We start from the raw sequence: 20,714 nt of genomic DNA on the forward strand, positions 1-20,714 counted from the left end.
ACCGCACATGATGATGACCATGTCTCAGTTTGCCCAAGAATCCACCCCTGACGATCTCCCCCGACGGGACGTTTGGCAATCGCTCAAGCGTAGCTGGCAACAGAAATGCCCGAGCTGCGGTAGCGGTTCACTTTACGGCAAATACCTCAAGGTCAACGATTGCTGCCCGAAGTGCGGCACGGAATTATTCCATCAACGCGCCGATGACGCGCCGCCGTATTTCGTTATGACGATCACGGCGCACGTCATCGTGAGCGGCATTCTGGTGACCGAGAAGATGTTTTCGCCGCCCGCCTGGGTTGAACTCGCGATCTGGCTACCTGCGGCTACACTGCTCAGTCTTTGGTTGCTGCCGCGCGTGAAGGGTACCCTCATTGGCTATCAATGGGCGTTACGTATGCACGGCTTCGGCAATCCATCATTCGATGAGCGCAGCCTTTCCGACCTTCCACCTTCTCCCAACGAAGCCACGTCCTGAACGCGTCGCGGGATGGAATGAACGAGCATCCGTCCGAGCCCGAGGCACGCCGGGAACCTATTCGCGATGCGGCATGTGTCGTGGTCGTGGATGACAGCGAAGCAGAGCCGAAGCTGCTTATGGGGCGTCGGCATGCCAACCAGGTCTTTCTGCCGGAAAAATGGGTTTTTCCCGGAGGTCGCGTCGATACCTGCGACCTCAGATTGGCGACGGAGCTGCCGTGGGACTACCGTCCGGAAGATTTGGCTCCCGAGATTCGTCCCTTCACGCTCGCTGCTATACGCGAGCTTTGGGAAGAAGCAGGTCTTATCATAGGGCGCGAGAAATCAACTGACTTCGACGTTCCAGATGGTTGGCGCGGGTTTGCTGACGCCCGTTACGTTCCGGTTCCGGCGTGGTTGGTGCCATTGGCACGGGCAATAACACCGCCCGGGCGCGTACGCCGCTATGACACCTGGTTCTTCATGGCGAGGAGACGTGCGCTTGCGGCCGCACAATCTCTCCCCGACGGCGAGTTGCTCGATCTCGATTGGTTTACGCTCGACAACGCTCGCAGGCTCGATCTGCCAAATATTACGCGACTTGTCCTGAACGACGTTGCGCGCCGGCTCGCATGCGATCACGAAGCTGCGGATTTTGCTTCGGAAAATCTGCCTTTTTATTATCAGAATGCCTGCGGCTTTCAGCGCACCCTCATCTCGTGCACTCTAACACCCGCACCACCTTGACAGCTGCAAGTTCGCGCGTATGTTGCCCGCTCCGTCGCCGAAGCATTTCGGCGCATTTTTCTTCCAAGCGTGATCCATGGCAAAGCCTATTACTCAGAAGATTAAGCTGTTGTCGTCCGCGGGAACGGGCTTCTTCTACGTGACCAAGAAGAACCCTCGCACGTCGACTGAAAAGCTCGTTTTTAAGAAATATGATCCCGTCGCGCGCAAGCACGTCGAGTTTAAGGAAACGAAGATTAAGTAGGTCGCCGAATCGGCTCTACCGAGCAAGCTGCTTGTTCCGACCCGTCCCGGGAAATTCCGCCCTCGCCGCGCAGATAAAGTGGCCAGGGCTGAAAGCAAACTCGGCAGCGGGGTAAATCGTTCCGAGACAGCTTCGCGACCCTGGCCACAACCGGGTGAAGTTCAAAGAGGGCGTTGTTCCTCACCCAGCTTCACGATCGACCCTCTGCAACCGTTCGAGGAGGCCACTCGTGTGGTCACTCGGATCGATCCATCCCCACTCTACCGAGCTATGCGGCGGGCCCGGTAGCGCGGGAACTTACGACGTCGTCGAGCTATGCCGACGCAAGACGACGTAAAGATTTCGATTTCTTGCATTGTTCCCCTGTCAATCGGCTCTTTGGTGCCAGATAACGGTGCGGAAAGCAAGAACTGCTTTACCAGTGATCAATTGGCAACATTTGGCGATTCGCGCATCCTACGAATCTGACCAACCGTCTGACGAATAATGATTTTTTGGTGAGCCGTTCCCCCCTCCGGCGCATACTGGGCGGAGACGACGCGAAGGGAAAAGCAAGCAGGTCTTATCGATCGACGTTTAAGCTGCGTCGGCAACTACACGATTGCGGCCACGACGCTTTGCCGTGTAAAGCGCACTGTCCGCACGCTTGAACATGGTTTCTGGCGTGTCATCCGGCGCCTCAAGCGTTCCGATACCTACGCTCGCCGTCACGCGGACCGTCCTATCCCCGCCAATCGGAAACTCCTCCGCAGCGATGCCGGCGCGCAGACGCTCTCCGATCTGATAGGCGCGCTCGAGGTCGGTCTCGGGCATGATGATCACGAACTCTTCGCCTCCCAGACGGCACGCCAAGTCAACGCCTCTCGTGTTCCGCTTGAGACGGACGGCAAATTCTTTGAGGACCTCGTCACCAGCATCATGACCGTAGGTGTCGTTGACCGCTTTGAAATGATCGATGTCGGCGACCAGCATCGACAGGCTGCGGTTCGTGCGGATTGCCTCCGCGACGAGCGTCCTGAGATGGCCTTCCATATAGCGCCGATTATGCAAACCGGTCAGCGGATCGGTGACGGACAGTTCGACGCTTTCGGCAAGTCGATGGCGAAGGAAATCAGAATGACGTTTGCGCTTGATCTGCGTCTTGACACGCGCGAGCAGCTCGTGACGGTCGACCGGACGCATTAGGTAATCGTTGACGCCCATGTCGAGGCCGCGCAGCAAGCGCGCTTCGTCGCCTGGCTCTACAAGCATGATTACCGGCAGATGACGCGTGCGCTCCAGCGAACGGACCTGAGAGCAAAGCCGCAACCCGTCCGCGTTTTCCAGCGAAAGGCTCACGACCAGCAGATCGAAGTTGCTCTCGGCTAACTTATTCAATGCGGCCTGGATATCGCGTTCGGCGAACGAGTCATTGGCCTTGGACAACACTTCGAGCAAGCGAGACGCAGAGCGCGGATTGTCGTCGACGAGAAGGACTCGTCCCGAGCGCGCCGATAACGCACGCGCAAAGGAGCCATCGTCGGGAATCCCCATCTCCTTACCCGTCGACGCGCGCATCATCATCTCGTCGTTGAGCATTTTGAGGCGAGCGAGATTCTTAACGCGAGTCACCAGTGCGATGTCGTCGACGGGCTTGGTGAGAAAATCGTCGGCGCCGCTTTCCAGTCCCAGCACCTTGTCCGAGGGTTGGTCCAGAGCCGTTACCATGACAACGGGGATGTGGTGCGTCGCATGTCCGGCTTTGATGCGCCGACAGGTTTCAAACCCGTCCATCCCCGGCATCATGACGTCGAGGAGGACGACATCGACGCTTTCGCGCTCCAGCAGGTCCAGCGCCTGCTGGCCGCCGTTTGCCGTCAGTACCTCGAAATACTCAGCCTGAAGCCTTGCCTCGAGAAGCTTCACATTAGCCAGGATATCATCGACGACGAGGACGCGCGCGGTCATTGAGCTTCAGTCATGCGAGAGGGCAGCTTCTATGATTTCGAAGGCCCGATAAACTTCCGAACGGTATCGAGAAAAGACATCACGGAAATCGGTTTGGAGACGTAGGCTTCGCAACCACCGGATCTGATCCGTTCCTCGTCGCCTTTCATGGCGAACGCCGTTACGGCCACGATCGGAATGCGACAGAGATCGTCATCGTCCTTCAGCCATTTAGTCACTTCGAGACCGGAGACTTCGGGAAGTTGAATATCCATCAAAATCAAATCCGGGCGATGCTTGCGTGCGAGTTCAAGCGCCTCGAAGCCACTGCGTGTCTGAATCGTCTTGTATCCATGCGCCGAGAGAAGGTCGTTGAAGAGCTTCATATTCAGCTCGTTATCTTCGACGATCAGAACAGACTGAGCCGCGAGCCGCGGGTCTGCCCCGCGTCTCTCGACGCCGGATCTAGATTCCTGATAGGTCATGCCAACCGCCTCGATGCTCCCCTTGGGCAGTTTGTGCACCGATTCTCCGCTGATCCATCGAACCACTTTGGCGCGAAAAGCCGTAACCAACAGTTAACGACCTGCATCGGATGGAGCGAAAATGCAACGATCCCGGAGCCGCCTTGACAAGGATTGTGCAGAAACAATTGCGTTGCAGGCCTTTGCCTATCTCGCAGCCGATGCCCAGCGCTTGAGCCGCTTTCTTTCCCTGACCGGCATTGAGCCGGGGCAGATTCGAGCGGAGGCAAATACTGCTGAGTTTCAAGGTGCGGTGCTCGATTATCTGATGCGCGACGAGAGCCTACTGCTCGCGTTCTCACAGGAAGCGGCGATCGACCCGGCATCCATAGGGCACGCTCATACCCTTATAACCGGCATGGCCGACTGAAAGGTGCGTTGCGTTCTCTAGTGCGCGCTTGCGTTGGCCGGGCATTTGCCGGAATCGAGGAAGGTCAACTCTTTCAGCTCGCCTTTAATTGCGAATTCGCCATAATCGATCTTGAGATTGCTCGTGACGCCGTTCTCAAAATAGCGGAACGAAAGCTCGTAGGCCGGAAGCTGATCTTCCTTGTCTTTTCCAGCATCGAAATAGCTGATCGACATCGGCCAGGACGCGACGCCCGCAAGCTTATCGGACCCCTTGAATGCCGGCGACAACGGTTTCGTCCCCGGCGCGTATTCGTTTCCAATCGCTGTGCTCGTCAGATAATATTTCTCACCCTTTTCCGAACCATCATAGAGATTTGCCATAAAGAGATGGACGCCATTCTTGGCGGCCTGCACGAGCGTCGAGGCGTGCTGCATCGGAAAGTAGATATCGTTCGGAAGCGAAACACGTTTCTTCGACGGCTTCGTCAGATCGACGCCGACCACGGGTGTCGGTCCTTTCGAGCGTGCGGCATCGCCCTGACTGGAATCCGCCAATTCGTCGTTTTGATATTGTGTCGAGGAAAACCTCAGCTTCTTGCCGTTGGCGTCTTCCCAGCTCGAGTTGCGGAGATCGCTTAGTGTTTCCGTTCCTTCTTGGTTGGTCATCACCGTCACGAAGCGCATGTTTTGCGTATATCCGTCACAGGGTGAGCCGTTGAGTTCATAGACCATGCGGCCCGTAACGCCGGACACGCCCGAGCCCGCGGTCGAGTTTTCGAGCGACAGTTCGTAGACCGCGCGGTGTGGAGCGAAATGAACAGCGTCGGCGGCCGAAGCCGAAAAGCTCACGAGCAACCCCGCGAACCCAGCAAACAGGCTCCAGACATATTTTTCGAAGCGGCTGGTCATCGGCCTTTGCTCTCTTTCCCTAACGGGTTTCCTGAAGGGACAATCTAATGGTTCAATAAAGGCATTGCAAAGAGGCGCCGCCACCGCCAAAGCTCGCCCGCGAAACCGATAAAACGGGGTGAAATGCAATGACAACCGCCGAACAGCGGCTTACAGAGCTTGGGCTGAAACTACCAGAGGCGCCGCAACCCGTCGCGAATTATGTTCCTTACCTCGTCTGCGGCGATCAGCTTTTCATATCGGGACAAATCGCAAAGGACGACGCAGGCCGGGTGATCACTGGCTTGCTCGGGGCGGATCTTTCGGTCGAGGACGGAAAATCGGCGGCGCGCCATGCCGCTCTCAACATTCTCGCTCAGGCGAAGGCCGCTCTCGGCAATTTGGATCACATAGCCCAAGTTTTGCGTCTGACCGGGTTTGTGGCATCGGCGCCGGGTTTTTCGGATCATCCTGTAGTGATTAACGGTGCGTCCGATTTTCTCGTTGCCGTCCTTGGCGATGCCGGCCGCCATACGCGGTCTGCGGTAGGTGTCGCGAGCCTTCCTCTCGGCACTGCAGTCGAGATCGACGCCATTTTGAAAATCCGCTGACACAATGTTTGACCGCGCTGCATTCCTACGTCCGGTCGCACATCGCGGATTGCACGACGCGAGGCGTGCTCTTATCGAAAACACTGGCCCCGCGTTCGAGGCTGCGATCGCAAAGAGCTACGGCATCGAGTGCGATGTTCGTCCGGCGGCTGGCGGTCTGCCGATCGTCTTTCACGATGAAACACTGGAGCGTCTCGTTAAGGGCCGCGGTCCGGTCGCAACGATCGCCGAGCGCGACCTTAAAGTGCTTCGGCATCGCGTGGGCGGCGCTCCGATTCTGACGTTCGTTGAGTTGCTCGATCTCGTGCGCGGACGTACGCCCCTACTCATCGAGATCAAGAGCGAATGGGAGCCGCCACAGGAGTCATTTCTGAGCAAGATTGCAGCGGCCGCCTCCGCGTACAAAGGTCCGCTTGCTTTGATGTCCTTCGATCCCGCCGTCATGATCGCCATCAAAGTGCTCGCGCCGGATGTGCCGCGTGGGATCGTCTCCGGGAGCTACAGAGGCAGCGGTTGGTGGTCGCGATGCATTGGGCGTAAGCGCGCAGCATCACTGCGTGACTTGTTGGAGTCCGGGTCCGTCGCGCCCGATTTCTATGCTTACGACGTGAATGCCTTGCCGACGCCGGTGACGGAATACGCGCGTAAGGTTCAGGGATTGCCCCTCTTCACATGGACGGTGCGGACCGCAAAACAGCGCAAGATCGCTGCCAATTGGGCCGATGCGATGATTTTTGAAGGTTTCGAACCCTAAACCCGGTCTGTCAAATCGACGCGAGCTATTGGACTGTACTTAAGCAGATCTGATGTGTCCTCCGGCCGCTTGGATATTGCGGCGAGGAGTTGCATAAACTCGCTTTGCTCGGTTCATCATCAGGCCCCATGCCGACATCTTCGGACGCCGTCGTCAAGCTCGTCACTTCCATTGCCGCTATCGATAGTGCGCAATGGGACGGTTGCGCGAACCCGGATGCGGCGACGTTCAATCCCTTCGTGAGCCATGCATTTCTCAATGCGCTGGAGGATTCAGGCTGCGTCGGCCCCCGGATGGGCTGGCTGCCGCGCCATCTCGTTCTCGAAGACGATTCCGGAAACGTGACTGCCGCTGCGCCGGCCTATCTCAAATCTCACAGCCAGGGCGAATACGTGTTCGATCATGGCTGGGCGGACGCTTACGAGCAGGCCGGTGGCCGATATTATCCCAAATTGCAGATCGCGGTTCCGTTCACACCCGTTCCCGGTCCGCGACTTCTCGTAAAGCCAGGTCCGCGCGCCAATGCCGACGAGCAACTACTCGCGGCCGCTGCTGTCGAGGTTGTGCGGCAGGGCGGACTGTCGTCGGTTCATCTGACGTTTCTTTCGGCCGATACGGCCGAGCGCTTGCGCGCCCTCGGATTTCTGACGCGGGTCGGTCAACAGTTTCATTGGCAAAACCAGGGCTATGCGACGTTCGACGATTTTCTCGCGACACTCGCGTCGCGCAAGCGGAAGGCAATTCGTAAGGAACGCCAGACCGCAGTCGCGCCGGGCATAGAAATTGAGCACGTAACCGGCCGCGCGATTAGTGAAGCGCATTGGGATGCGATGTACAAATTCTACATGGATACCGGAAACCGGAAGTGGGGACGGCCATATCTCAATCGCGCATTTTTCTCGAAACTCGGCCAGGTAATGCCCGATCGCTGTCTGCTCGTTTTAGCGAAGCGTGGCGGCGCGTACATCGCGGGGGCATTGAACTTGATCGGCGGCAATTGTCTCTATGGGCGCTACTGGGGTGCCGTCGAACATCACCCGGCCTTGCACTTCGAGGTCTGCTATTATCAGGCCATCGATTTCGCGATCCAGAATAAGCTTGCCCGCGTCGAAGCTGGCGCACAGGGCGAGCACAAGCTGGCGCGCGGCTATCTTCCCGTCGAGACATATTCCGCGCACTGGCTCGCCGACCCGAGCCTGCGCCGCGCCGTTGAGCGCTTCCTGAAGCAGGAGCGCGAGATGGTGACCCAATATTCCGCCGACTTGACCGAGAGCGGGCCCTATCGCAAAGACGATAGTTAGGGCACGTGCGGATCGCCGGACGTGCGGGCAGATATCGGGCGAACATCATGTCCTATGATCAGAGCAATATCTTCGCGAAAATCCTGCGCGGTGAAATTCCGTGCCACAAAGTCTATGAGGACGCGGACGCGATCGTCTTCATGGATGTGATGCCGCAATCTCCGGGACATGCGCTCGTGTTACCGAAAGTTCCGTCCCGCAATCTGCTCGACGCTGATCCGGCTGTGCTCGCGAAGATTATTTCGCTTGTTCAGAAAGTGGCCATTGCCGCAAAGGCGGCGTTCAGTGCCGATGGCGTCAGCATCGCGCAATTCAACGAGACCGCCGGCGGGCAAACCGTTTTTCACCTGCATTTCCATGTCATTCCGCGTTATGATGGCCAGCCGCTCAAAACGCATGCGCGGAATATGGAAGAGGGGACGGTTCTTGCTGCTAATGCAGAGAAGCTAAAAGCGGCGCTCGATGCGTAATTGCATATGCGGCTCGGCTTCGGTCTAGGCGTCTGCTAGGCTTCGGGTGACATTGCGTAGCGGAGGATCACCTTTATGGCCTTGATCCTGGTTATCGGTGCTAGCCACGGTGTTGGGCTTGAGACGGTGAAGGCCGGACTTGCCGCAGGCCATCAAGTGCGCGCCTTTGCTCGTTCGGCTCCGACGATTGACCTTACCGATCCGAAGCTTACTAAAATCACGGGCGATGCGCGCGTTCGCGGCGAGGTTGCCGCCGCAGTGCAAGGCGTCGACGCGGCTATTTACGCCGTCGGCTCGACCAATCCGTCAGACTTGATCTTTGGCACGACGCTATTTTCCGACTCGACCCGCGTCCTGGTCGACGCCATGCAAGATGCGAGGGTTCGCCGCTTGCTGATGGTGACGGGCGCTGGAGCCGGAAACAGCCGTGGCCGCATCAACGTCCTCTACGACAATCTGATTTTTCCGCTCATGCTGCAGCGGGTCTATAACGACAAGGATGTGGCTGAAGACATGGTGATGAAGAGCAATCTCGACTGGACCATCGTCAGGCCCGGCCTGCTCACAAACAAACCGGCTACGGGTCGCTATAAGGTCCTGACTGAAATGAAGGACTGGTGCGGCGGCTTGATTTCGCGCGCCGATGTCGCCGATTTTCTCATCAAGCATTTCGACGATCCGACATTGATCGGAAAGACTCCGCTGCTGGTCGATTAGCGCACCAAACGAAAAGAGCGCGGCTCACGCTGCGCTCTTTCCAGTTCAATCACATTCGTCGGTTTCGCTACTCGTCTTTCTTTTTGCGCGGCACGCTTGGAACGGCGCCCGATTCCTTCGGCTTGTCGCCCTTCTCCTTCGGACCCGGCAATGCCTTCTTCGGCGTTGCGTCGGCGAGGACAGGCTGCGGACCATCGTCGTCCGTATCCTCTTCCTCCGGCGACTTAGCCCGCTTCGACGGATCGAGCGGGAGGAAGTCGAAGGCAAGCGCGCGATCTTCTCCCTTGCCCTTCACGAGCACTTTCACCGTGCCGCCGTTTTCAAGCTTACCGAATAGCAGCTCCTCAGCGAGCGGCTTCTTGATATGCTCTTGAATTACACGTGCCAGCGGGCGGGCGCCGAACTTTTCGTCGTAACCCTTCTCCGCCAACCAGCGCGTCGCCTCATCCGACAACTCGATCGAAACGCTGCGATCGGCAAGTTGCGCTTCGAGCTGGAAGATGAACTTTTCGACGACCTGCGCAATGATCTCCGGCGACAAACCAGAGAACGGGACGATCGCGTCGAGCCGGTTGCGGAATTCGGGCGTGAAGAGCTTCGTCACCGCCTCGGTGTCCTCGCCTTCGCGTTTCGAGCGATTGAACCCCATCGGGGGCCGGGCCATGTCGGCAGCGCCCGCATTCGTCGTCATGATCAGGACGACGTTGCGGAAATCCACCGATTTGCCGTTGTGATCGGTGAGCTTACCGTGGTCCATGACCTGCAACAGGATGTTGAACAGATCCGGATGCGCCTTCTCGATTTCATCGAGCAGCAGCACGCAATGGGGGTGCTGATCGATGCCGTCTGTCAGCAGGCCGCCCTGGTCGAAACCAACATAGCCTGGCGGCGCACCAATAAGACGCGAAACCGTGTGCTTCTCCATGTATTCCGACATGTCAAAGCGCAGAAGCTCGACGCCGAGCAGGTTCGCGAGTTGTTTCGCAACCTCGGTCTTGCCGACACCGGTCGGACCCGAGAACAGGTAGCAGCCGATCGGCTTCTCCGGCTCGCGAAGTCCGGCCCGCGCGAGTTTGATCGCGCTCGAAAGAGCCTCAATCGCCTTCTCCTGCCCAAACACCAGCCGCTTCAAATCGCGGTCGATATGGGCAATGACCTCGGCATCGCTCTTGGTGACCGTCTTCGGCGGAATCCGCGCCATTACGGCGACGGTCGCCTCAATTTCTTTAGTCGTGATTTTTCGCTTCCGCTTGCCCTCCGGCAGCAGCATCTGCGACGCGCCCGTCTCGTCGATCACATCTATCGCCTTGTCGGGCAGCTTGCGGTCGTGGATGTACTTAGCCGATAGCTCGACCGCCGCCTTGATGGCTTCGTTCGTGTACTTGATTTTGTGGTAATCCTCGAAGACGGACTTCAAGCCTTTCAAAATATCGATTGCGTCCTCGACAGTCGGCTCCTTGACGTCGATCTTCTGGAAGCGACGGACGAGCGCCCGGTCCTTCTCGAAGTGCTGGCGATACTCCTTGTAGGTCGTCGAACCGATACAGCGCAGAGTGCCCGACTGAAGCGCGGGCTTCAGGAGGTTCGACGCATCCATCGCCCCGCCGGACGTTGCCCCAGCGCCGATGACGGTGTGGATTTCGTCGATGAAAAGCACCGCGCCCGGGAAGGCCTCTATTTCCTTCATCACGGCTTTGAGGCGTTCTTCGAAATCGCCGCGGTAACGGGTTCCTGCAAGCAGCGCGCCCATATCCAGCGCGAAGATCGTTGCGCCCTTCAAGACGTCGGGAACCTGGCCACCGACGATTTTGCGCGCCAAGCCCTCGGCGATGGCCGTCTTGCCAACGCCCGGATCGCCAACGAACAGCGGATTGTTCTTCTGGCGGCGGCAGAGCACCTGCACGGTGCGCATAACCTCCTGCTCGCGGCCGATCAGGGGGTCGATCTTACCGTCTCGGGCCTTCTTATTGAGATTGACGCAGTAGGTATTGAGGGCGTCTCCGGGCTTTCTCTCTTCGCCTTCTGTTGCGTTGACGTCTTCATCGACACCGCGGACGGTCCGCGGTTCAAACATGCCGGGACGCTTCGCGATACCGTGCGCGATGTACTGCACGGCATCGAAGCGGGTCATTTCCTGCTCCTGCAGGAAATAGGCGGCGTGACTTTCCCGCTCGGAGAAAATGCCGACAAGCACGTTGGCGCCGGTCACTTCCTCGCGACCCGAGGTCTGCACGTGAACGATCGCGCGCTGAACGACGCGCTGGAACGAATTCGTCGGGTGGGCATCGCGCGCCGACTTGGAGATAATGGGTTTCAGCTCGGTGTCGAGATACTCGATGAGGCGGGCACGCAGCTGTTCGAGATCGACAGAGCAAGCACGCATGACCGCCGCCGCGTCGCGATCATCGACAAGGGCCAGCAGCAAATGCTCCAGCGTCGCGAATTCGTGGTGGCGCACGTTGGCGTACTGCACCGCACGGTGCAGCGAGGCTTCAAGATTTTTGGAGAGCGATGTCAATCGAGTCCTACTCTTTCTCCATGGTGCACTGTAAAGGGTGGCCATGCTGGCGCGAAAAGTCCATGACCTGCGTCACCTTGGTTTCAGCGACCTCGTATGTGTAGACGCCGCAGATTCCGACACCTTTGTGGTGAACGTGCAGCATGATCCGCGTTGCGTCTTCTTGGCCCTTGTTGAAGAAGCGTTGCAGCACGAGCACCACGAATTCCATTGGAGTGAAGTCGTCGTTGAGAAGCAGAACCTTATAGAGGCTTGGCTTCTTCGTTTTTGGGCGCGTCTTGGTGACGATGCCGGTCTTGGAATCGCTGTCGCCGTCATCCCGGCGTGGCCCGTTCGGCACATTGTTTCCTGCAAGCCGAATAAGCGCTGCCATGCGCAATTTTTTATGCTCCTCCGCCATCCTACGCCTCGACGAAATCCCGAATCCTTCCCTTCTCCGGAATCTAGTCGGCATCAGGGACGCGCGGGAGGCAGAAAAGCTACGCTCCACTGCCCAAATGCGCGTCCAAACAGCCACTAGCGCGTTTCGCCAAATATCCAAGGGAACGCCCACACCAATCAGTCTCGTAATATAGGCACGGACCGGAACAAAAAACAGAACGACCTGAACGACGGGGCGTGCCCACGCAAAAGAATTTCTACGGTACTCGCTGGTCCCGTTCATCTGAACTCGTCCGACGGGCGTTGCGCGAGCGGCGCTGCTCGCCCCCTCAGCAGCCTTGATGCTTCATGCGCCAGGAAGCTTCTCAATCGGCGGCATGATTTTCGCCACAATCGCGCCTGGGTACCAAGACAGCGCGTAACCCCATATTTACCGGTTTTTTTAACGCTAATGCAGGCCCTCGCCGGTAGACTTTCGGCCAGCACCGAAGGACCGGCTCAACTGTCGGCGCCTAAAAGGTGCCTAAAAACAATGCTCTGCTCGTCAGGTGACGGGCCGGGGACAAGTTGCGGGAGCCGACAAGGCAAACCTGCGGCATTTGGGCAGTCAAACGAACCGCTTTTCTGGCGGTCAGAGGGAATGTCGCCGTGTTGCGTCGGGCGTTGGCGTTTACGCTCCTTGGTATGACTTTAGCCGCCGGATTTTCGGCGCAGGCTTTTGCTCGTGTCGAAAAACATGCCGCGCTGGTGATCGACGCGAATACGGGCGCGGTTCTCCATAACGACGACGCCGACGCACTTCGTCATCCGGCCTCTCTCACCAAAATGATGACGCTTTATCTGACGTTCGAGACACTCCAAAGTGGGCGTCTCAAGATGTCGGACATGGTCCCAATCTCCAAGAATGCGGCCAGTGTCGCCCCATCAAAGCTCGATCTCAAGCCGGGCGAACAAATCTCGGTCGCGGATGCCATCAAAGCGATCGTTACTAAGTCCGCCAACGACATCGCCGTCGCCCTCGCGGAAAAAGTCGGGGGCACCGAAGCCAATTTCGTTCGGCTTATGAACACCCGAGCCCGCGAACTCGGGATGATGAAGACGCACTTCGAAAATCCGTCGGGTCTTCCGAACGACGATCACGTCTCCACGGCGCGCGACATGGCGACATTAGCGCTGCACCTAATGGACGACTATCCCCGCTATTATCATGTGTTTTCGACCCACACGTTTAAATACAGAGGGAAGTCGTACCGCAACCACAACACGATGCTGAATACGTTCGCAGGCGTCGACGGTATCAAGACTGGCTATACGCGCGCATCGGGCTTCAACCTTGTAACATCGGTGCGGCGGGGCCGGCGGCATTTGATCGGCGTCGTTTTCGGCGGCCGCACGGCTGCTTCCCGAAATTCGGAAATGCGTGTCCTCCTCACCAAAGCATTCACGCGCGCGTCAACCCGCGTAACTCGCCGGCCCATGCTCGTTGCACGATCAGGGACGGGACCAAGACCCGCTCCCGCGCGCGCATCACGCTCTTCTAACGTCTCTAATATTGCTGCGGCGTCGGCCAGAAGGGCTCCTAGCGCACCTCAGCCGTCCCAAGTTGCTGCGGCCGAAGCCCGCGAAACGCCGGTCCACATTTTCAAGGTGCGGCACGTGCCCATCTTGATGAAAGCGCCTGCCGCCTCTCCCGACCAGACTACGGATATGGCAGATAGCGACGCGGCGCCCGATGGTGAAACGGTTCAAACCGCGTCCGCAGGCAATTCGCATGCCGCTTTCCTCGCGGCCGCCGAGCGGCTTGGCAAACGCGCGGAAATGTTGGGCGCATCCGACAGGGTTCCCGAAACCCCTCACCCGGCCCCCGCGGCTGGTCCCGCCGCATTTGCTCGGGCGCGCGAAATGGCAGCTTACGTGCCACCCATTCAGTCGCAGCCACAACAGCGCTTTCAACCGCCGCCTCCGGTCCAAGCTCGGACGGCTCCGGGAGGACAGCCCGCCGGCGGCTCTCAGCCTCGCCAGTTAGGATTGCCGCCCTCTACGTTGAATGCCCAGGCTTGGGCAATCCAAGCGCGGTCGAACCCGTCACCAGCGGCAAATCCGCAATCACGATATCGTCAGCCGCAAATGGCGGTTCGAGCATCGGCGGGCAACTACGAGGTTCAAATCGGCGCGTACGGATCAATCGCAGACGCCCAGCGTGCGCTCAATTCCGTACAGGATCGCGCCCAGCGCCTTCTTGCAGGCATGCCATCGGTTACGCATCCGGTGATGAAGAATGGGCATCAAATCTTCCGGGCACGCTTTGCCGGATTCGATGCAGATCGTGCCGCATCGACCTGCACGGCCCTTCGCAGCAAGGGCGTCGATTGCTTCGTGATGGCCGGAGACTAACGGCTTTCGTTGCGAGGTCTTACGCTTCGCCGCTCAGGAGCGTGTAGTTGCCGCCGGTCGCCGTAATATCGATTGATCGCGTGCGTTCTGTCGCGAAGCGCATCAGATAGTTTGGTCCGCCAGCCTTCGGCCCCGTACCCGAGAGTCCTTCTCCGCCGAATGGCTGCACGCCGACGACGGCGCCTATCTGGTTGCGGTTGATGTAGAGGTTGCCGACTCGGGCGTTCTCGGCGACGTACTCGGCAACGCTTTCGATCCGGCTGTGCAGACCGAGTGTCAAACCGTAGCCTGTCGCATTCAAGGCTGCGACGACCTTGTCAAGATGACCGCGTTCAAAGCGGATCAGGTGCAGGATCGGCCCGAAGACCTCGTGATCGACCTTTGCGAGACGATCGATCTCGTACAACGCGGGCGTAACGTAGGTTCCGACGCGGCATCGCTCGGGCATGGCGAGATCGATGATTTCACGCGCCTCGCGCTGCATGCGGACCTTATGGCTTTCGAGCATGTCCTGCGCAGTTTCGTCGATAACAGGACCGACGTCTGTTGCGTAATCGAGCGGATCGCCGACATCGAGCGCTTCGATGGCACCTGCGAGCATCGACCGGATCCGGGGAGCGCTGTCGTCTTGTACGAATAGAATGCGCGCTGCAGAGCAGCGTTGTCCGGCGCTATCGAACGCCGACCTGACCGCGTCGCGCACAACCTGCTCGGGAAGCGCGGAGGAATCGGCAATCATCGCATTGATGCCACCCGTCTCGGCGATAAACGGCACGATCGCACTGCGACGGTCGGCGAGGGCGCGCTGGATTGCCCATGCCGTTTCGCCCGATCCCGTGAAGGCGACACCTGAGACGCGTACGTCCTTTACCAGTGCTTCCCCAAGTTTACCACCTCCGGTGACGAGGTGGAGAACGTTTCGCGGAATACCTGCCTGATGCAAAAGCTTGACCACCAGAAACGCCGCAAGCGGTGTTTGCTCGGCAGGTTTCGCGATGACCGGATTTCCGGATGCGAGCGCGGCTGCGATCTGGCCGGTAAAAATCGCGATCGGAAAATTCCATGGCGAGATGCAGGCGAACGGCCCTCGTCCGTGAAGGGTCAGGATGTTTTCCTCGCCGGTCGGCCCACGCAAAGAAAGCGGGCTCGAAAAGATCCGCCGCGCTTCGACGGCATAGTAGCGCAAATAATCGACGGCTTCGCGAAGTTCGGCCTGCGCCGCATCGAGCGTCTTGCCTGCTTCGCGAATGAGCACCGCCAATAGTTGCGGCCGCTGCGCCTCGAACAGATCGGCGGCCGCTTCCAGAATGCGCGCGCGCTCGGCGACGTCCGTTCTCTCCCATCCTGCCGCCACTTCACGAGCTGACGAAATTGCGTCCTCAAGGTTTTGCGGAGTCGCAAGCCGTACCGTGCCAATGCGTTCGCGATTGTCATGCGGGGAGACGGCGATTTTCGCAGCGTCGCCTCCCGTCGTCGGACTGCCGTTGACGATCGGACCGGCGACAAACGGCGTCTTTAGCGTTTTTTGAACCTCGGTGAGCAATGCGTTTCGCACTGTTTCGTCGGTAAGAAGCGCGCCGCTACTGTTCTTTCGCTCGGGCAGGAAGATGTCTCGCGGCCGCGTGATCAGAGAGGGACGTTCTCCCGCAGTGTACTCGCGATCGGCGATTTCAACGGGATCGGCAATGATCTCGGAAACCGTCATTTCATCGTTGCCGAGCCGATTGACGAACGACGTGTTGGCTCCATTTTCGAGCAGGCGACGGACGAGATAACCCAGCAAATCCTCATGTCCGCCTACGGGCGCATAGATGCGGCACGGATGGTCGGACCGTCCGTTATCCACAATCTGTTCGTAAAGCGCTTCGCCCATTCCGTGAAGGCGTTGATATTCGAACTCGACCGAACCTCCGGCGACCGTCGCCGACGCAACGGTGTGCGCGTTATGCGTGGCAAACTGCGGGAAGAAGAAGGCGGGCTCCGAAATCAGCAGACGCATCGCGGCGAGATAGGATACGTCAGTGTGCAGCTTGCGCGAGAATACAGGATAGTCCTGCAGCCCGCGCTCTTGGGCCCATTTGATTTCGCTGTCCCAATATGCGCCTTTGACGAGACGCACCGGAATTCGCTTTCCGGTCTGCTCCGCAAGACGTCTCAGCCAGCGGAGCAACGGGATTGCTCGTTTTCCGTAAGCCTGGACAGCAAGACCGAGACCGTTCCAGTTTTCGAGTTGCGGATTGACGAGTGTTTCGCCGAACAGCTGCGCCGTTATATCGAGGCGATCCTGTTCCTCGGCATCAACGGTCAGGCCCAGCCCTTTCGCCCGCGCAGCGCGCGCCAACGTCAGCAGCCGTGGCGCAAGCTCGGTGTGTAACCGCTCTTCCTTGCCGGGCTCGAAGCGCGGATGGAGCGCGGAAAGCTTCACCGATAATGACGTACGATCAAAAATTGCGTCGGCATTGGTTGCCGTGAATGGGCCGGATGCCGCGCCGACCGCGTCAATCGCTGACATATAGCGTTGGAAGTAACGTTCTGCGTCGCGTTCCGAGCGTGCCGCCTCGCCCAGCATGTCGTACGAAAAGCGGTAGCCCTTCTCCTCAAACGCGCGCGCCCGAGACAACGCGCTTTCGATTGTCGGACCGAGGACGAATTGCTCGGCAAGCAGACGAACGGCCTGGCGGACGGCAAGACGAATAGTCGACTCGCCCGATCGCGCGACCAACCTTTTCATGACCTGCAGCGGGTTGGCGCCTTTTGCCTCCTTGAGCTTCATGATGCGGCCGGTGAGCATCAGACCCCAGGTCGACGCATTGACGAAGGCGCTATCGGAATGGCCGAGGTGTTTTTCCCACGCGCCACCTGCGATCTTATCGGCGATGAATGCATTCGCCGTTTCCGAATCGGGAATCCTGAGGAGCGCCTCCGCGAGGCACATCAGAATAACGCCTTCTTCCGTCGCAAGCCCGTACTCATGCATGAAGGCATCGACGCCGGAATGTTTGGCTTTATCGGCGCGCGCGGTCAGAACCAGTCGACGGGCGAAATCGGCAATGCGGCGGCGCTCGTCCTCGGTGAAAAATGCGCGCTCGATCAGGGCGCCCACGAGCCTATACTCGTCGGTCAAATATTGCGCGGAAAACTCATCCCGGGGCGGGAGAGCGTGCGTTAGATCTTCACGCCGCAAAGCCGCGACCATGTCCGTCCTGCTCTGTCTGGGCGAAGTCCTACGATTCGCCCGCCTGCTGAGAATAGCAGATTGTGAGCCTTTCCGCCGCCCCGTGCTCTGCGGCCGGGCGCCTTATCCCCTTGACGGGTTGCCTCGTCTACCGGCAGGAACTTCTTCGATTTTCCGTAAGGGCGCAATTTGTGAAACACTCCGCCAAAGTCATTCGCACCGTTCGGGATCTGCGACAGGTCACAGCCGGCTGGCGCAGCGACGGCAAGACAATTGCCCTCGTTCCGACGATGGGCGCTTTGCACCGCGGCCATTTGGCTCTGGTCGAGCGTGCCCGGAAAAGCGCCGACAAGGTTGTCGTCTCGATTTTTATCAATCCGACCCAGTTTGCACCACATGAAGATCTGGCGCGCTACCCGCGCGACGAAGCCGGGGACTTGGCAAAGCTTCAGGATGCACAGGCGGACATTGTTTGGAGCCCCGGAGTCGACGAAATGTACCCGGCGGGCTTTTCGACCGGCGTGAAAGCCGGCAGTGCTGCCGCCGACCTCGAAGGGGCGTTCCGGCCGCACCATTTCGACGGGGTCGCCACCGTCTGTTGCAAGCTGTTCAATCAAGTAACGCCCGACTGCGCGGTGTTCGGCGAAAAGGATTATCAGCAGCTCGCGGTCCTGAGGCAATTGGTTGACGATCTCAACATGCCGTTGACGCTTGTTGCCGCTCCAACGGTTCGCGAGAGAGACGGTCTAGCGCTTTCTTCGCGCAATGCCTATCTCTCGGAGCGCGAGCGCCAAATCGCGCCGGCGCTCTATGCAGTTATTACCGATGTTGCCGCCAAGGCTGCCACCGGTGCTCCATTCACGGTCATAACGGCGGACGCCACTGCAGGTCTCGCGGAAGCAGGATTCACAAAGGTCGACTACGTCGAAATTCGCGATGCCCAGACGCTCAGCGCATCCGTTTCTCCCGGAAAATCGATGCGCGTTCTTGCCGCCGCGTGGCTTGGAAAGACGCGGCTCATCGACAACGTGGCCGTCGGAACCCAAGACTAAGTGGCGCTTCGGCCACAAAGGTCATTGTGCGTGGTGGCGTGCTGCCCGGCGCGGTTTATAAGGACGACTTCAAGATTCGCCTCAGCGGTTCTGCTGTCGTGCGTCAGGCCGCTTCGGATTTCGGTGCCGTGCCTGCCGGCGCGACATGATTGAGGGCTGCCCATGGGCCGATCGCAAATTGATCTGTTTTCGGAATTCGACAACGACATGACTGAAAAATCGGCGCGCGCGCGTAAGGCGGCGGATAGCTCGGGCTACAGCGAGCACCACATCGAGGTGTTGGAGGGGCTGGAGCCCGTGCGCCGTCGTCCCGGCATGTATATCGGCGGCACGGACGAAAAGGCGATGCATCACCTCTTTGCGGAGGTGATTGACAACTCCATGGACGAAGCCGTCGCTGGCCACGCGACGTGGATCGAAGTTGAGCTGACCGCCGATGGGTTCCTGAGCGTCACGGACAACGGGCGTGGTATTCCGATCGGTCCGCACCCGAAATACAAAAACAAAAGTGCCCTCGAAGTCGTCATGACGGTGCTTCACGCAGGCGGTAAGTTCGACTCAAAGGCATACAATACGTCGGGCGGTTTGCACGGCGTCGGCGTGTCGGTCGTCAATGCCTTGTCGGAGACGCTCGAAGTGCAGGTCGCGCGCGACCAGCAGCTTTATCGAATGGTGTTCTCGCGCGGCGAACCCCAGACGAAGCTCGAAAAGCTCGGCTCGATCATGAACCGGCGCGGCACGAAAACGCGTTTCAAGCCGGACGAAAAGATTTTCGGCAAGGGCGCCGCTTTCAAGCCTGCCCGCATCATGAAGATGTCGCGTTCGAAGGCCTATCTTTTCGGCGGCGTCGAAATCCGCTGGAAGTGCGCGCCGGAATTGATCAAGGACGACACGCCCGCGCAGGCTGTCTTCCACTTCCCTGGCGGTCTTAGCGATTATCTTACGTCCTCGATCGAGGGCCGGACGCGTGTTACGAAGGATATTTTTGCAGGCCGGATCGAGAAGGACGGCGGCCACGGCTCGGTCGAATGGGCTGTCGCCTGGATCTCGGACGAAGATGGTTTCTCGTCGTCGTACTGCAATACCATCCCGACGCCAGAGGGCGGCACCCACGAAAACGGACTGCGGCAAGCGCTTTACAAAGGTCTTCGCGCTTACGGTGAACTGGTCGGCGCGAAAAAAGCGCAGCAGATCACGTCCGAAGACGTGATGGGAACGGCGGCTTCGATGCTCTCGGTCTTCATCCGCGAGCCCGAATTTCAAGGTCAAACGAAAGACAAGCTCGCGACAGTCGAGGCGACCAAGATCGTCGAGACTGCGGTGCGCGACGCCTTCGACCATTGGCTTGCTGATTCTCCGCAGCAAGCGACGAAGCTGCTCGAATGGACAATTGATCAGTCCGAAGAGCGCTTAAAGCGTCGCCGCGAGAAAGAGATTGGACGGCAGTCGGCAACACGAAAACTCCGTCTGCCGGGAAAACTTGCGGACTGTTCTGTCCAGCAGGCTGCGGGGACCGAAATTTTCATCGTTGAAGGCGACTCGGCAGGCGGCAGCGCCAAGAGCGCGCGCGATCGCGAAACGCAGGCGGTTCTCCCCTTGCGCGGCAAGATCCTGAACGTCGCTAATGCGTCATCCGCTAAGCTTTCGCAAAATCAGCTGCTCGCCGACCTCATCCAAGCGCTCGGCGCGGGCACGGGAGCCAAGTATCGCGACGATGATCTGCGCTATGAACGCGTGATCATCATGACGGATGCCGATGTTGACGGTGCGCATATCGCGTCGTTGTTGATCACATTCTTCTATCAGGAGATGCCGGAGCTGATCGAGAACGGCCATCTCTTCCTGGCGGTTCCGCCACTTTACAAAATTGCCGATAAGGCCGACGTCGCCTACGCGCGTAATGAACCACATCGTGATCAGCTTCTGGAAACGCATTTCAAGGGCAGAAAGCCCAAGGTGACGCGCTTCAAGGGTCTTGGCGAGATGGACTTCAAGGACCTCAAAGAGACGACGATGGATAAACGGCGGCGCATGCTGCTCCGCGTCGCACTTGGCTCAGACGAACGCCGTGATCTCGCTGACGTTGTCAATTCGTTGATGGGATCGAAGCCGGAGGCGCGCTTCCGCTTCATCCAGGAGCGTGCGGCGTTCGCCAAGGATCTGGATATCTAAGCTGGGCGAAGCCGCTGGCTGTTTGAGATG

The 20,714-nt window shown here is 58.8% G+C and carries 18 protein-coding genes; 12 read left to right on the top strand and 6 right to left on the bottom strand.

All coding sequences use genetic code 11. The annotated features are described in order from the left end of the window. Positions 1 to 19: 19 nt before the first annotated feature. From VHB22_RS07625 to rpmG, 3 genes are all read left to right on the top strand, one after another. Entirely contained in the window at positions 20 to 478 is a 459-nt protein-coding gene (locus tag VHB22_RS07625) for a DUF983 domain-containing protein (protein ID WP_325456364.1), read from the top strand. A gap of 17 nt (positions 479 to 495) precedes the next feature. Further along, positions 496 to 1,206: an NUDIX hydrolase gene (locus VHB22_RS07630; protein ID WP_325456365.1), complete on the top strand. Its 711-nt coding sequence runs from the start codon at positions 496 to 498 to the stop codon at positions 1,204 to 1,206. 76 nt (positions 1,207 to 1,282) lie between these two features. Further along, positions 1,283 to 1,450, top strand: a complete 168-nt coding sequence (gene rpmG / locus VHB22_RS07635; protein WP_015598735.1) for a 50S ribosomal protein L33 — start codon at positions 1,283 to 1,285, stop codon at positions 1,448 to 1,450. 576 nt (positions 1,451 to 2,026) lie between these two features. Here the strand turns inward: rpmG and VHB22_RS07640 are convergent. Both VHB22_RS07640 and VHB22_RS07645 read right to left on the bottom strand, forming a co-directional pair. Then, positions 2,027 to 3,397, bottom strand: coding sequence for a PleD family two-component system response regulator (locus VHB22_RS07640; protein ID WP_325456366.1), 1,371 nt, complete (start codon positions 3,395 to 3,397; stop codon positions 2,027 to 2,029). A 29-nt stretch (positions 3,398 to 3,426) separates the two neighbouring features. Further along, positions 3,427 to 3,861: a response regulator gene (locus VHB22_RS07645; protein WP_325456512.1), complete on the bottom strand. Its 435-nt coding sequence runs from the start codon at positions 3,859 to 3,861 to the stop codon at positions 3,427 to 3,429. Between the two features lie 121 nt (positions 3,862 to 3,982). On the opposite strand from VHB22_RS07645, the gene VHB22_RS07650 reads away from it, so the two are divergent. Further along, positions 3,983 to 4,270, top strand: coding sequence for a DUF3572 domain-containing protein (locus VHB22_RS07650; RefSeq protein WP_325456367.1), 288 nt, complete (start codon positions 3,983 to 3,985; stop codon positions 4,268 to 4,270). Between the two features lie 17 nt (positions 4,271 to 4,287). Here the strand turns inward: VHB22_RS07650 and VHB22_RS07655 are convergent, their stop codons facing one another. Further along, positions 4,288 to 5,160: a cell envelope integrity EipB family protein gene (locus tag VHB22_RS07655; protein WP_325456368.1), complete on the bottom strand. Its 873-nt coding sequence runs from the start codon at positions 5,158 to 5,160 to the stop codon at positions 4,288 to 4,290. 128 nt (positions 5,161 to 5,288) lie between these two features. On the opposite strand from VHB22_RS07655, the gene VHB22_RS07660 reads away from it, so the two are divergent. The 5 genes from VHB22_RS07660 (at position 5,289) to VHB22_RS07680 (ending at position 8,992) form a co-directional block, all read left to right on the top strand. Then, positions 5,289 to 5,750: a RidA family protein gene (locus VHB22_RS07660; protein WP_325456369.1), complete on the top strand. Its 462-nt coding sequence runs from the start codon at positions 5,289 to 5,291 to the stop codon at positions 5,748 to 5,750. A 4-nt stretch (positions 5,751 to 5,754) separates the two neighbouring features. After that, on the top strand, positions 5,755 to 6,504 hold the full coding sequence (locus VHB22_RS07665) for a glycerophosphodiester phosphodiesterase family protein (RefSeq protein WP_325456370.1): 750 nt from the start codon (positions 5,755 to 5,757) through the stop codon (positions 6,502 to 6,504). 128 nt (positions 6,505 to 6,632) lie between these two features. Continuing rightward, complete coding sequence (locus VHB22_RS07670; protein ID WP_325456371.1) at positions 6,633 to 7,805, top strand: GNAT family N-acetyltransferase; 1,173 nt, start codon at positions 6,633 to 6,635, stop codon at positions 7,803 to 7,805. 47 nt (positions 7,806 to 7,852) lie between these two features. Further along, the gene (locus tag VHB22_RS07675; protein ID WP_325456372.1) at positions 7,853 to 8,275 is read left to right on the top strand and encodes an HIT family protein; all 423 of its coding nucleotides are present in this window, start codon (positions 7,853 to 7,855) and stop codon (positions 8,273 to 8,275) included. 75 nt (positions 8,276 to 8,350) lie between these two features. Next, on the top strand, positions 8,351 to 8,992 hold the full coding sequence (locus VHB22_RS07680; RefSeq protein WP_325456373.1) for an SDR family oxidoreductase: 642 nt from the start codon (positions 8,351 to 8,353) through the stop codon (positions 8,990 to 8,992). Between the two features lie 67 nt (positions 8,993 to 9,059). Here the strand turns inward: VHB22_RS07680 and clpA are convergent, their stop codons facing one another. Next, positions 9,060 to 11,510 carry an ATP-dependent Clp protease ATP-binding subunit ClpA gene (gene clpA, locus VHB22_RS07685; protein WP_325456374.1) on the bottom strand — a complete coding sequence of 817 codons (2,451 nt, stop codon included), beginning with the start codon at positions 11,508 to 11,510 and terminating at the stop codon, positions 9,060 to 9,062. Between the two features lie 7 nt (positions 11,511 to 11,517). Beyond that, positions 11,518 to 11,883 carry an ATP-dependent Clp protease adapter ClpS gene (gene clpS, locus VHB22_RS07690; RefSeq protein WP_325456375.1) on the bottom strand — a complete coding sequence of 122 codons (366 nt, stop codon included), beginning with the start codon at positions 11,881 to 11,883 and terminating at the stop codon, positions 11,518 to 11,520. A gap of 656 nt (positions 11,884 to 12,539) precedes the next feature. Here clpS and VHB22_RS07695 point away from each other — a divergent pair. Next, positions 12,540 to 14,285: a D-alanyl-D-alanine carboxypeptidase gene (locus VHB22_RS07695; protein ID WP_325456376.1), complete on the top strand. Its 1,746-nt coding sequence runs from the start codon at positions 12,540 to 12,542 to the stop codon at positions 14,283 to 14,285. Between the two features lie 19 nt (positions 14,286 to 14,304). On the opposite strand, the gene putA is transcribed toward VHB22_RS07695, so the two are convergent. Then, complete coding sequence (putA, locus tag VHB22_RS07700) at positions 14,305 to 17,481, bottom strand: bifunctional proline dehydrogenase/L-glutamate gamma-semialdehyde dehydrogenase PutA (RefSeq protein ID WP_325456377.1); 3,177 nt, start codon at positions 17,479 to 17,481, stop codon at positions 14,305 to 14,307. A 170-nt stretch (positions 17,482 to 17,651) separates the two neighbouring features. Here putA and panC point away from each other — a divergent pair, with 170 nt between their 5' ends. Together panC and parE are read left to right on the top strand one after the other, a co-directional pair. Continuing rightward, positions 17,652 to 18,512: a pantoate--beta-alanine ligase gene (gene panC / locus VHB22_RS07705; protein ID WP_325456378.1), complete on the top strand. Its 861-nt coding sequence runs from the start codon at positions 17,652 to 17,654 to the stop codon at positions 18,510 to 18,512. Positions 18,513 to 18,674: 162 nt separating this feature from the next. Then, positions 18,675 to 20,684: a DNA topoisomerase IV subunit B gene (parE, locus tag VHB22_RS07710; protein WP_325456379.1), complete on the top strand. Its 2,010-nt coding sequence runs from the start codon at positions 18,675 to 18,677 to the stop codon at positions 20,682 to 20,684. Positions 20,685 to 20,714 lie beyond the last annotated feature (30 nt).

The sequence above is a fragment of the Hyphomicrobium sp. genome, from assembly GCF_035548195.1.
Lineage (GTDB): Bacteria > Pseudomonadota > Alphaproteobacteria > Rhizobiales > Hyphomicrobiaceae > Hyphomicrobium_B.

What these genes read in the sequence shown, in the direction of transcription:
- VHB22_RS07625 (WP_325456364.1), top strand. Translation starts at nt 20, where the DNA reads ATGTCTCAGTTTGCCCAAGAATCCACCCCTGACGATCTCCCCCGACGG.
- VHB22_RS07630 (WP_325456365.1), top strand. Translation starts at nt 496, where the DNA reads ATGAACGAGCATCCGTCCGAGCCCGAGGCACGCCGGGAACCTATTCGC.
- rpmG (WP_015598735.1), top strand. Translation starts at nt 1,283, where the DNA reads ATGGCAAAGCCTATTACTCAGAAGATTAAGCTGTTGTCGTCCGCGGGA.
- VHB22_RS07640 (WP_325456366.1), bottom strand. Translation starts at nt 3,397, where the DNA reads ATGACCGCGCGCGTCCTCGTCGTCGATGATATCCTGGCTAATGTGAAG.
- VHB22_RS07645 (WP_325456512.1), bottom strand. Translation starts at nt 3,861, where the DNA reads ATGACCTATCAGGAATCTAGATCCGGCGTCGAGAGACGCGGGGCAGAC.
- VHB22_RS07650 (WP_325456367.1), top strand. Translation starts at nt 3,983, where the DNA reads ATGCAACGATCCCGGAGCCGCCTTGACAAGGATTGTGCAGAAACAATT.
- VHB22_RS07655 (WP_325456368.1), bottom strand. Translation starts at nt 5,160, where the DNA reads ATGACCAGCCGCTTCGAAAAATATGTCTGGAGCCTGTTTGCTGGGTTC.
- VHB22_RS07660 (WP_325456369.1), top strand. Translation starts at nt 5,289, where the DNA reads ATGACAACCGCCGAACAGCGGCTTACAGAGCTTGGGCTGAAACTACCA.
- VHB22_RS07665 (WP_325456370.1), top strand. Translation starts at nt 5,755, where the DNA reads ATGTTTGACCGCGCTGCATTCCTACGTCCGGTCGCACATCGCGGATTG.
- VHB22_RS07670 (WP_325456371.1), top strand. Translation starts at nt 6,633, where the DNA reads ATGCCGACATCTTCGGACGCCGTCGTCAAGCTCGTCACTTCCATTGCC.
- VHB22_RS07675 (WP_325456372.1), top strand. Translation starts at nt 7,853, where the DNA reads ATGTCCTATGATCAGAGCAATATCTTCGCGAAAATCCTGCGCGGTGAA.
- VHB22_RS07680 (WP_325456373.1), top strand. Translation starts at nt 8,351, where the DNA reads ATGGCCTTGATCCTGGTTATCGGTGCTAGCCACGGTGTTGGGCTTGAG.
- clpS (WP_325456375.1), bottom strand. Translation starts at nt 11,883, where the DNA reads ATGGCAGCGCTTATTCGGCTTGCAGGAAACAATGTGCCGAACGGGCCA.
- putA (WP_325456377.1), bottom strand. Translation starts at nt 17,481, where the DNA reads ATGGTCGCGGCTTTGCGGCGTGAAGATCTAACGCACGCTCTCCCGCCC.
- parE (WP_325456379.1), top strand. Translation starts at nt 18,675, where the DNA reads ATGGGCCGATCGCAAATTGATCTGTTTTCGGAATTCGACAACGACATG.